We start from the raw sequence: 1,831 nt of genomic DNA, 5'->3' as shown, positions 1-1,831 counted from the left end.
CCTCCGCCGAGCCCCAGGGCGGCGTGCAGTTGCAGGGCGAGGCGGCGATCTGCGCGCTGTACGTCAACGAGTTGCTGCTGCGGCTGCTGGCCCGTGACGATCCGCATCCGGAGATCTACCCCCTGTACTGGGCCTGTCTGCGCCGGTTGCCGACGGGGGAGGAGCGTGAACCCGCGTTGCGCCGCTTCGAATACCGCTTGCTGGAGGCGCTGGGCTACGCGTTCTCCCTGGACATCGATGCGCGGGGCGAGCCGGTCCGGGCGGACCGCGCGTATTGGCTGGATGCTCATGCGGGTCTGATGCCGGTGGAGCGGACGGATGGCGAGACCGTCAGCGGCTCGGCGCTGCTGGCGCTGGCGGCGGATACCTGGACCTCCGCGGCGGACCGGGCCCAGGCCCGGCGCCTGATGCGCGCGGCGCTGGCACCGTATCTGGGCACGCGACCGCTGGAGTCTCCGCGCCTGCTCAAGCGGCTGCGGCAGATGGAGTCGTCAGGTCGGTAAGTTGGCCCGGAGGCACCGGGGCAGGCGCTTTTTTTTGCGCGCGCCTCTATGATGCGCGTCCGTTTCCACATGCATTCTTAGCGTTTTGCTGTCGCCATGAGTCACCCTCCGATCCGTCTCGGCGTGAACGTCGATCACGTCGCCACTATTCGCCAGGCCCGCGGCACGGTTTATCCGGACCCGGCCGAAGCCGGCTTGCTGGCCGCGCATGCGGGTGCCGACGGGGTCACGGTTCATCTGCGTGAGGATCGGCGCCACATCCAGGAGCGCGATGTCCGGTCGCTGGCGGCTCAACTCAACGTGCCGCTGAATCTGGAGATGTCCCTGGCCGACGACATGCTGGACTTTGCCGTAGCCGTCGCGCCGCCGCATTGTTGTCTGGTGCCGGAGCGGCGCGAGGAACTGACCACCGAAGGCGGCCTGGACGTCGCCGGGCAAACCGATCGCGTACGGCGCGCCGTCGAGCGACTCGCCGGCGCTGGTGTGCGTGTCTCGCTGTTCATCGATCCGGATGAGCGCCAGCTCGAAGCTGCGGTGGCCGTCGGCGCGCCCGCGGTCGAAATCCATACCGGCGAATACGCGGATCATCCGGAGCGGATGGACGAGCTCGCTGCCCGGATTCGAAACTTTGCCCGCGAGGCCTCCGCCGCCGGGCTGGAAGTCCACGCCGGGCATGGTCTGCATCTCGACAACGTGGGTCCCATCGCGGCGATCGGCGAGATCGTCGAGCTCAACATCGGGCATTTTCTCGTCGCGCGGGCGCTGTTCGTCGGTTTGCCGGCCGCCGTCAACGAGATGAAGCAGCGGATGGTGGCGGCTCGGGGCTGAACCGGGGCAGGCGCCTCAGTCACTCAGCTTGTCGAGATAGGCGTCCACCTGTGCGAACAGGGTCTCGCGCAGCGGCTCCAGTTCGGACCAGGCAACGTCGGTCTCATCCTTGCCAAGACGCTGCTCCAGGCGGCGGCAGACATCGCGCAGGGCATGCAGCTTGTAGAACGCCGCGGTGCCGTGGAGCTGGTGCGTGGCGTCATAGGCCTGCCGGATGTCCCGCTGCTGCCAGGCATCGCGAATCTGCTGCACCTGCAAAGGTAATTCCGCGCGCAGCATGTCCCGCAGTTCCGGATCGTCGGTCAGTGGGGGTGTATCGCCGGATTCCGCCGGTTCGGCCAGCCGCAGCAAGTGGCGCAGCAGCACGCGGTCGTCCGCGCCCTTTTCCAGCACGCTGTCGGCGCCGGCCTGCAACCACTGCTTGCGCAGCTCCGGCGACACGCTGGCGCTGAGTCCGATGATCAGCAGCCCGTCGCCGTGCTCCAGCGCCCGCAGCGCCT

General features: G+C 68.3%; 3 protein-coding genes. 2 read left to right on the top strand and 1 reads right to left on the bottom strand.

Annotation, left to right across the window (positions count from 1 at the left end):
* On the top strand, positions 1–503 hold a 503-nt coding region (locus ABNS06_RS11720), incomplete at its 5' end, for a DNA repair protein RecO C-terminal domain-containing protein (protein ID WP_348674782.1).
* 96 nt (positions 504–599) lie between these two features.
* Positions 600–1,331, top strand: coding sequence for a pyridoxine 5'-phosphate synthase (gene pdxJ / locus ABNS06_RS11715; RefSeq protein ID WP_348674781.1), 732 nt, complete (start codon positions 600–602; stop codon positions 1,329–1,331).
* Between the two features lie 15 nt (positions 1,332–1,346).
* On the opposite strand, the gene ABNS06_RS11710 is transcribed toward pdxJ, so the two are convergent.
* A partial coding sequence (locus ABNS06_RS11710; protein ID WP_348674780.1) for a response regulator occupies positions 1,347–1,831 on the bottom strand: 485 nt, incomplete at its 5' end.

Source organism: uncultured Abyssibacter sp., from assembly GCF_964000955.1.
GTDB lineage: Bacteria > Pseudomonadota > Gammaproteobacteria > Nevskiales > OUC007 > Abyssibacter.
Note: the sequence above shows the minus strand (reverse complement) of the source record. Positions and strands in the feature narration are given on the sequence as shown.